This window comes from Mesorhizobium sp. M7A.F.Ca.CA.002.05.1.1 (assembly GCF_003998335.1).
GTDB lineage: Bacteria > Pseudomonadota > Alphaproteobacteria > Rhizobiales > Rhizobiaceae > Mesorhizobium.
This window is the reverse complement of record NZ_RZQI01000153.1, coordinates 1-9,296: the sequence shown is the minus strand read 5'-3', so window position 1 is coordinate 9,296 and position 9,296 is coordinate 1. Positions and strand designations below refer to the sequence as shown.

The following is a 9,296-nucleotide window of genomic DNA, read 5'->3' as shown; positions in this document are numbered from 1 at the left end:
AGGGCCTAAACAGGCTGTAGTAGGGGCCGTGGCCGATATGCAGGTCGTCCATGCGCTCGATGATGCGCGGATGCGTCGCCTCGACGATGACGAACACGCCAGGCGCGACGCCCTTGCCGACCGTGTAGTCGACGACGCCTTTCCTGAGCAACAGACCGCCATCCTCGCGCGGGATCAGCACCTTGGCGAGGTCATCGCGGTCGGCCTTGGGGCCGTGCATGCCGGGCACGTCGGGCACCAGCCCGGTGGCGTTGGCGATGGCACACATCTCGACCATGGTCTTGGAACCGTCGACGAACTCGACCAGCATGCGCGGGTTCATGTTGCGGCGGATGGCTTCGGCGCGATAGTCGTCCGGTACGGCATCGTGGTTGAGCGGGTTGTTCTTGCCCTTGCCGGCCGAGACGATGGTCAGCCCGAGCGCCGACGCGAATTCGATCAGTTCCATGCAGCTCGACGGCTCGTCGCCCGCACCCACCGAATAGACGACGCCAAGCCGGTCGGCCTGCTGCTTGAGGTAGCAGCCGATGGTGACGTCGGCCTCGACGTTCATCATCACCAGATGCTTGCCGTGCTCCATCGCCATGAGGTCGAAATCGGCGGCGACGCCCGGCTTGCCGGTGGCGTCGATGACGACGTCGATCAGCGGATTGGTGACCAGCATCTCGTTCGAAGTGACGGCGATCTTGCCGCTCTCGATAGCGCCGGTGACTTTCGACGCGGTGTCGGCTTCGACGGCCATGGCTTCGTCGCCATAGGCGATACGGATGGCATCGCGCGCGGTGTGCGGGCGGCGCGTCGAGACGGCGCAGATCGAAATGCCTGGCATCAGCATGCCTTGGGTGACCAGATCGGTGCCCATTTCGCCCGAACCGATGACACCGATGCGCACCGGGCGGCCCTCGGCGGCACGCCTGGCGAGATCGCGGGCAAGGCCGGTCAGGGCGACGTTGGTCATGCAGGAATGTCCACAGCTTCGTGATTTGAGGTCGGATAGCAGGGAACGGGTTCTATTTGCCAACGAAACCCGGTCGCGACCGGCAATTTCCCGCGAAATCGTCTCGGAAGGGACGACCGCCGAGGCTCGATTGGCCGAAGCGCAACCAATTGACATCGCAGCTGACAACCCCAATAAAACATTCGTTTGTCAACAAAGGCAAATGTTCACCGACGCGACAGTCGGAAAGCATTCGCCTCTGGGGCAAATTGGGGAGTGTCTTTGCGCCGGGGCGTCAAAGGCTGGATGGAGCATCATTGCGAGGCGTCGAGCGAAGGCTCGCGGCTCCAGGGGAGGAAAAATGGATACTGTTCTCGCGGGCCTAAAAGGGGCCATCGATACGCTTGGCCCGACGATCCTGCTGCCAATTGTCATTTTCATCATCGCCGTGGTTCTGGGCGCCAAGGTCAGCAAGGCTTTTCGCGCCGCCGTCACCATCGGCGTCGCCTTCATCGGCATCAATCTGGTGCTTGGCCTCATGTTCACGTCGATTGGCGACGTCGCCAAGGCCATCGTCACCAACACCGGCATTCATCGCGACATCATCGATGTCGGCTGGCCCTCCGCGGCCGCGATCGCCTTCGGCTCGTCGGTCGGCCTTTGGGTCATTCCGGTCGGCATCCTCGTCAACATCGTGCTGTTGCTGACACGCATGACGCGCACGCTCAATGTCGACGTCTGGAATTTCTGGCACTTCGCCTTTGTCGGCTCGCTGGTGGTCGCCGCAACCGACAATCTGGCCTATGGCATCGCGGTCGCAGCACTTGTCGCAGCACTCTCGCTGCTGTTCGCCGACTGGTCGGCGCGCGCGGTACAGCAGTTCTACGGCGTGCCCGGCATTTCGGTGCCGCATCTCGCCTCGGCACAGATCCTGCCGATCGCCATTGTGCTCAACTGGATCATGGACCGCATTCCCGGGATCAACCGCATCAACATCAACACCGATACGATCGAGCGCAGGTTCGGCGTGTTCGGCGAACCTGTCGTGATGGGCCTCATCATCGGCCTCGTGCTTGGTGCAATCGCGTTCTACAATGCGGGTGATCTCAGCGTGGTGCTGGCCAAGGTTCTGGGCACCGGCATGACACTGGCCGCGGTGATGCTGCTGCTGCCGCGCATGGTCAAGATCCTGATGGAGGGGCTGATCCCCGTCTCCGACGCCGCACAGGCGTTCGTGCGCAAGCGCACCGGTGACCGAGAGCTTCTCGTTGGCCTCGATTCGGCGATCCTGATCGGCCATCCGGCCGCGATCTCGTCGTCGCTGATCCTGGTGCCGATCGCGATCATCCTGTCCATCATCCTGCCGGGCAACCGCGTCATCCTGTTCGCCGACCTCGCGGTCATCCCCTTCATCGTCGCCATGACCGCGCCGCTGGTCAAAGGCAACGTGTTCCGCATGGTGGTGATCGGCACGGTGACGCTGGCCATCGGCTTCTACGTCGCCAACGCGCTGGCGCCGCTGTTCACCAGCGCAGCAGTCTCGTCGGGCTTCAAGCTGCCGGCGGACGCGCTGCAGATCACCTCGGTGGTCGACGGCTTCCTGTGGGTGCCTTACGTGGTCATCGAGGCGATCCAGGGGATGGGGCTTGTCGGCATCATCGTGATCGCAGTGGTCATCGCGGCATTGTTTGTCCTCTACCGCCGCAATCCGCTCGGCTGGGAGCGGGCCGCGGGCGCCGAGGACGAGCCGGCCGAAGAGACGGCCTGAACCTGATAGCGTCCACCCTCAAACCGATCGTGCGCCCTTCCCGCGGCGCACGATTTCATAGACGGAGCAAAGAATGTCCGACGGACTCATGCAGCTTCTGGACCCTGACGCGATCGTGCTCGGATCCGATGCCTCGACCAATGAGGAGATCATCCGCATCCTGGCGGGCCGGCTGGAGAGACTTGGCTATGTCAAAAGCAGCTATGCCGACGCGGTCGTGCGCCGCGAATTGACCATCCCGACCGGACTGCCGCTGGAACGCTCCGATAATGTCGCGGTGCCGCACACCGATCCGGAGCATGTGCTGAAGCCTGGCATCGCGATGGGCACATTGAAGCAACCAGTGACCTTCGCCAACATGGAGGATCCCGACGAGATGCTGCCGGTCGGCTTCGTCTTCCTGCTTGCCATCAACGACAAGGACAAGCAGATTGAGGCGCTGCAGGCCGTCATGGCCACCATCCAGAACCCGCAAGCCTTGGATGATTTGAGGTCGGCCAGAACCCTCGAAGACGTGCGAGCCGTACTCGGCTGAAACAAGGAGAAGCAGAGATGTCGAGACAGAAAACCATTCTCTTTGCCTGCGGCACGGGCATCGCCACCTCGACCGCGGTCAATGTCGCCGTCACCGAGGAAATGAAGAAACGCGGCCTCACCTTCAATGCCCAGCAGGCGAAGGCCACCGAAGTGCCCGGACTGGCCGACAATGTCGACTTCATCGTCGCAACCACCCCGATCTCCGCTTCGGTCACCAAGCCGGTGATCAAGGGCCTCGCCTTCCTCACCGGCATCGGCAAGGACAAGGTGCTCGACGAGATCGAGGCGCAGTTGCGCAAATGACGGCACAGACGCTACGCGCAGGCTGACGCGGCTTCACACCACCCTGACATAGCTCGTCATTCCCGATTTCTGGTGCTCGATGATGTGGCAGTGCAGCAGCCAATCGCCGGGATTGTCGGCGACGAAGCCGAGCTGAACCTTCTCGTTGGGCTGGATGAGATAGGTGTCGGAAATCACAGGCTGAACCTGGCGCGTCGAGGATGACAGCACTTTGAAGCTCATACCGTGCAGATGCATCGGATGAGATTGCGGCGTCAGGTTCTCCATGTCGATGACGTAGCTTTGGCCAAGCTTCAATTCGGCCAGTGGCGCGGTCGGGTCCTTGGTGTCGCCTGGCCACGGCACTTTGTTGAGGGCCCAGAAACTATAGCCAAGCGAACCGCAGATGCCATCGCTCGGGACGTTTTCCGCCGTGGCGCTTAGTGCCAGGGAAATATGCCTGGCACTGGCGAGATCCACTTCCGCCACCGGATTGAGCTCCAGCGGAGCAACATCGCGAATGTCCCGTTTGAGGGATTTTCCTGTCGCGCGCAGGGTCGCCAGGATTTTTGGCTTGGTGCCCCTGACGTCCCTCAAGCTGACCATCGCGCCTTCATTGTCGGGCATGCGTATGGCCAGCTCCATGCGCTGGCCGGGTCCGAGCAGCAAGGCGTCGGGCGAAAAACGCTCAGGCACCGGATTGCCGTCGAGCGCCATGACACTCGCCTCCGCACCGTCGACGCGGAAAGCGTAGATGCGCGTCACGTCGGTGATGGCGACACGCAGCCGCGCAAGTCCGCCGGCCGGCGCATCATATTGCGGCTGGTCGAGCCAGTTGGCGGTGCGTACCGTGCCGTAAGTGCCGGTTCTCGCGGCATCGCGCGGCCGGAACTGGTCGATGAACTGACCGTCGTCGCCGAGGCGCCAGTCGCGCAAATTGAGGACGATTTCGGCATCGAATTTCGGATCGTTGGGATTCTCGACCACGATCACGCCGGTCAGGCCATGGCCCATCTGCTCCAGCGTGTTGCAATGCGGGTGGTACCAGAAGGTGCCGGCATCGGGCGACGTGAAGGCGTAGTCGAAATGATCGCCGGTGTAGACGTAGGGCTGTACCAGAAACGGCACGCCGTCCATCTTGTTGGGAACGCGAATACCGTGCCAGTGGATCGTCGTCGGATCGTCGATCGCGTTGACAAGGCGTGCTGCGAAGGGCTCGCCCTTTTTCATCCTGAGCACGGGCGGCATTCCGGCGTTGCCATAGGTCAGCACATCCCTGGTCTGGCCGACATCCATCAGCTTCGCCTGGATCTTTGCCGTCTGCAAAACCACCGGCTCAGGCGTCGCGGCGGCCCAGCCACCAAGCCGGCCCATCGCCGAAAGCCCGATCCCGCCCGCGCCGGCAACCGCAGCCGTCTTCAAAAGCCTGCGGCGTGTGAGTAAGGTCATTCGGCGCTCCAACTATAAAGACGGCTGCCCGCGCAGGTGTAACCGCCGCGCCACGGATCACAAGCCGGCAACCAGCGCAAATTCTGTTGAACGCATGGCGCCGCTATTCAGCCGCCTCGGCATAGTGTGCCGGTACGTAGTTGAGGATGGGGCCAAGCCAGCGCTCTACCTCGGCCAATGGCATCGCCTTGCGGCGTGCGTAATCCTCGACCTGGTCGCGTTCGACCTTGGCGACGCCGAAATAATAGCTTTCGGGATGCGCCAGATAGATGCCTGATACCGAGGAACCCGGCCACATTGCATAGCTTTCGGTCAGGCTCACGCCTGCATTGCGCTCACCGTCGAGCAGCCGGAACAAAGTCGCCTTCTCGGTGTGATCGGGCTGCGCCGGATAGCCGGGCGCCGGACGAATGCCGCGATAGGGTTCGCCGATCAGTTCGTCCGGCGCCAGCGCTTCATCTGAAGCATAGCCCCAGAATTCCTTGCGCACCTTCTCATGCATCCGCTCGGCAAAGGCTTCGGCGAAGCGGTCTGCCAGCTCCTTGACCATGATCGACGAATAATCATCATTCGCTCGCTCGAACCGTTCGGCGATAGCCACCTCCTCGATGCCGGCGGTGACGATAAAGCCGCCGATGTAATCCGGCTTGCCGCACTCCGCTGGCGCGACGAAGTCCGCCAGTGCGACATTGGCCTTGCCGTCGCGCTTGGTCAGCTGCTGGCGCAAGGTAAAGAAGGTCGCCAGTTCCTGCGACCGCTTTTCGTCCGTGAACAGCCTGATGTCGTCGCCGACGGCATTGGCCGGCCAGAAACCGACGACGCCGCGCGGCGCGAACCATTTCTCGGCGATGATCTGCTTCAGCATCGCCTGCGCATCCTCGAACAGCTGGCGCGCGGCGGCGCCTTGCGCCTCGTCTTCGAGAATTTTGGGATAACGGCCCTTCAGCTCCCAAGTCTGGAAGAACGGCGTCCAATCGATGTAGCGCGCGAGTTCGGTGAGATCCCAGTTCACGAATACCTTGACGCCGGTAAAGGACGGCTTCGGCGGCTCGTAGGCAGACCAGTCGATCCGGTGCGCATTGGCCCTCGCCTTGGCCAGCGGCAGCCGTTGCTTGTCGGCTTCGGAGCGGGCATGCGCATCGGCGACCTTCTTGTATTCGGTGCGCACCGTGTCGACATAGCCGCCCTTGGTCTCGTTCGACAGCAAGGACGACACGACACCCACCGCCCGGCTGGCGTCGGTGACGTAGACCGTCTGGCCCTTGGTGTAGCGCGGGTGGATCTTCACCGCCGTGTGCACACGGCTGGTCGTCGCGCCGCCGATCAGCAGCGGAATGTCGAAGCCTTCACGCTCCATTTCCGAAGCCATGTGCACCATCTCATCGAGAGACGGCGTGATCAGGCCGGAAAGGCCGATGACATCGACATTTTGCTCACGGGCCGTCTGCAGGATCTTGGCCGCCGGCACCATGACGCCGAGATCGACGATCTCGTAGTTGTTGCAGGCGAGCACGACGCCGACGATGTTCTTGCCGATGTCATGGACATCGCCCTTGACCGTCGCCATCAGGATCTTGCCCGCTGTCTGGCGTTCGCCATTGTCGATGCCGTTGGCGGCGTTGGCCAGCTTCTCGGCCTCCATATGCGGCAGCAATCCGGCGACGGCCTGCTTCATCACCCGCGCCGATTTCACCACTTGCGGCAGGAACATCTTGCCCGCGCCGAACAGGTCGCCGACGACGTTCATGCCGGCCATCAGCGGGCCTTCGATGACATGCAGCGGCCGCTCGGCGGCAAGCCGCGCTTCCTCGGTGTCGGCGTCGATGAATTCGGTGATGCCGTTGACCAGTGCATGGCTGATCCGCTGTTCGACAGTCCATTCGCGCCAGGCGAGATCGCGCTCCTGCGCTTCCTTCCCGGCCGTGCCTTTGAAGCGTTCGGCAATCTCCAGCATGCGTTCGGTGGCGGTGCCGCCGGCCCTGGGCGCGCGGTTGAGCACGACGTCCTCGCAGGCCTCGCGCAGATCAGGCTCGATCGTATCGTAGACGGCAAGCTGACCGGCATTGACGATGCCCATGTCCATGCCGCGCTGGATGGCATGGTAGAGGAACACGGCATGCATGGCCTCGCGCACCGGCTCGTTGCCGCGGAACGAGAAGGACAGGTTCGACACGCCGCCGGAGATATGAACATGCAGCAGCGTCGCGGTGATCTCGCCGGCCGCCTCGATGAAGTCGACACCGTAATTGTCGTGCTCCTCGATGCCGGTGGCAATGGCGAAGACATTGGGATCGAAGACGATGTCCTCGGGCGGGAAGCCGGCCTGCTCGGTCAGGAGCTTGTAGGCGCGCGTGCAGATCTCGACCTTGCGCGCCTTGGTGTCGGCCTGGCCGTCCTCATCGAAAGCCATGACGACCACGGCGGCGCCATAGGCCCGCACCAGCCTGGCATGATGCAGGAATGCCTCTTCGCCCTCCTTCATCGAAATGGAGTTGACCAGCGGCTTGCCCTGCACGCATTTCAAGCCGGCTTCGATGATCTCCCATTTCGAACTGTCGACCATGACGGGAACGCGGGCTATGTCCGGCTCGGCGGCGATCAGGTTGAGATAGTCGACCATCGCCTTCTTCGAATCGATCAGCCCCTCGTCCATGTTGATGTCGATGATCTGCGCGCCATTGGCGACCTGGTCGCGCGCGACGTCGAGCGCGGCGACATAGTCGCCTGCCGTGATCAGTTTCCTGAACTTGGCCGAGCCGGTGACGTTAGTGCGCTCGCCTACATTGACGAACGGAATCTCGTCGGTGAGCGTGAACGGCTCCAGCCCGGACAGGCGCATCTTGGGCTCGATGTCTGGAATGGCACGTGGCGGATATTTCTTCACCGCTTCGGCGATGGCGCGGATGTGCTCGGGCGTCGAACCGCAGCAGCCGCCGACGACATTGACCAGTCCCTCGCGGGCAAACTCCTCGATCTGCGCGGCCATGAAGTCCGGGCTCTCGTCATACCGACCGAATTCATTGGGCAGGCCGGCATTCGGATAGGCGCAGGTGAAGGTGTTGGCGACGCCTGAAATCTCGGCCAGATGCGCCCGCATCGCATTGGCGCCGAGCGCGCAGTTGAGGCCGATGGTGAAGGGGCTGGCATGGCGCACCGAATGCCAGAAGGCGGTCGGCGTCTGGCCCGACAGCGTGCGGCCGGAGAGGTCCGTGATGGTGCCCGAAATCATCACCGGCAGGCGCACGCCCTTTTCGATGAAGATCTCTTCCGCTGCGAAGATCGCCGCCTTGGCATTCAGCGTGTCGAAGATCGTCTCGATCAGGATGATGTCGGCGCCGCCATCGATCAACCCGCGCAGCTGCTCGCCATAGGCGAGGCGCAGGTCGTCGAAGGTCACGGCGCGGTAGCCGGGATTGTTGACGTCGGGCGACATCGAGGCGGTGCGGTTGGTCGGCCCGAGTGCGCCGGCGACAAAGCGGCGCTTACCGTCCTGCTGCTCGGCACGAACAGCAGCGCGGTGTACCAGCCGCGCGCCATCGCGGTTCAGCGCGTAGACGGCATCTTCCATGCCGTAGTCGGCCTGTGCGATCGAGGTCGAGGAGAAAGTGTTGGTTTCGAGGATGTCGGCGCCCGCGATGGCGTATTGATAGTGGATCTCCTCGATCGCCCCGGGCTGCGTCAGGATCAGAAGATCGTTGTTGCCTTGCTGATGGCAGGCGCAGCCGGCGAAGGCCTCGCCGCGAAACTGGTCCTCGTCAAAGCCGAGGCCCTGGATCTGTGTGCCCATGGCGCCGTCGAGGATGAGAATGCGCTCGCGTGCTGCCGCAGTGAGCGCCGCAAGCACTTCCGAACCGTCGGGTTTTGCCGCTACGGGGCCGAACAATGCGTCCAGCGATGCAGAATTCTGCGACATTTTTTATCCCTTTGGCGACAGACCTTTTCATGTCACATAAGGATATCTTTATGTCAATATACGACAGATGCTCGCCATTGTCACCCCACCCATCACGAAGTGGGGTCTGAGGCGCGGTTTACTACGAACCTACGCTCTGTCGACGCTTGCCAGGAAGCGGGCGAAGATCGGATCAAAACGATCCGGCGAATCCCAGAACGGCGCGTGGCCGGATTTGTCGAGCAGATGGGCCTTGCCTTCCCATAGATTGGAGAATTTCACAGCGGAGACGAAATCGGTGTTGACGAATGGCTCGTCGATGCCGTTCAGAACGGCGATCGGCGGCGTCTTGCCGGCCACGATTTCGCGCTGGTTCCGGCCGGTGCCGGCCGCGAACTTTTCGAACATCAGGCGCCGCGCCCGCCCATCGG

At 62.6% G+C, this 9,296-nt stretch carries 7 protein-coding genes; 3 read left to right on the top strand and 4 right to left on the bottom strand.

The genetic code is table 11. The features are described 5' to 3' along the window. On the bottom strand, positions 1 to 958 hold a 958-nt coding region (locus tag EN939_RS10630), incomplete at its 3' end, for an NAD(P)H-dependent oxidoreductase (protein WP_127267975.1). A 340-nt stretch (positions 959 to 1,298) separates the two neighbouring features. Between EN939_RS10630 and EN939_RS10625 the strand changes: the two genes are divergently transcribed. The 3 genes from EN939_RS10625 (at position 1,299) to EN939_RS10615 (ending at position 3,545) form a co-directional block, all read left to right on the top strand. Beyond that, positions 1,299 to 2,705, top strand: coding sequence for a PTS galactitol transporter subunit IIC (locus EN939_RS10625; RefSeq protein ID WP_027035737.1), 1,407 nt, complete (start codon positions 1,299 to 1,301; stop codon positions 2,703 to 2,705). Between the two features lie 73 nt (positions 2,706 to 2,778). Further along, positions 2,779 to 3,240, top strand: coding sequence for a PTS sugar transporter subunit IIA (locus tag EN939_RS10620; RefSeq protein WP_127267974.1), 462 nt, complete (start codon positions 2,779 to 2,781; stop codon positions 3,238 to 3,240). 17 nt (positions 3,241 to 3,257) lie between these two features. Next, the gene (locus tag EN939_RS10615; RefSeq protein WP_023809203.1) at positions 3,258 to 3,545 is read left to right on the top strand and encodes a PTS sugar transporter subunit IIB; all 288 of its coding nucleotides are present in this window, start codon (positions 3,258 to 3,260) and stop codon (positions 3,543 to 3,545) included. A 33-nt stretch (positions 3,546 to 3,578) separates the two neighbouring features. Here the strand turns inward: EN939_RS10615 and EN939_RS10610 are convergent, their stop codons facing one another. The 3 genes from EN939_RS10610 to EN939_RS10600 form a co-directional block, all read right to left on the bottom strand. Continuing rightward, positions 3,579 to 4,973: a multicopper oxidase family protein gene (locus tag EN939_RS10610; RefSeq protein WP_127267973.1), complete on the bottom strand. Its 1,395-nt coding sequence runs from the start codon at positions 4,971 to 4,973 to the stop codon at positions 3,579 to 3,581. A 103-nt stretch (positions 4,974 to 5,076) separates the two neighbouring features. Further along, positions 5,077 to 8,886 carry a methionine synthase gene (metH, locus tag EN939_RS10605; RefSeq protein WP_127267972.1) on the bottom strand — a complete coding sequence of 1,270 codons (3,810 nt, stop codon included), beginning with the start codon at positions 8,884 to 8,886 and terminating at the stop codon, positions 5,077 to 5,079. 129 nt (positions 8,887 to 9,015) lie between these two features. Beyond that, positions 9,016 to 9,296: alpha/beta fold hydrolase (locus EN939_RS10600; RefSeq protein ID WP_164750938.1), on the bottom strand; the 281-nt coding region annotated here is incomplete at its 5' end.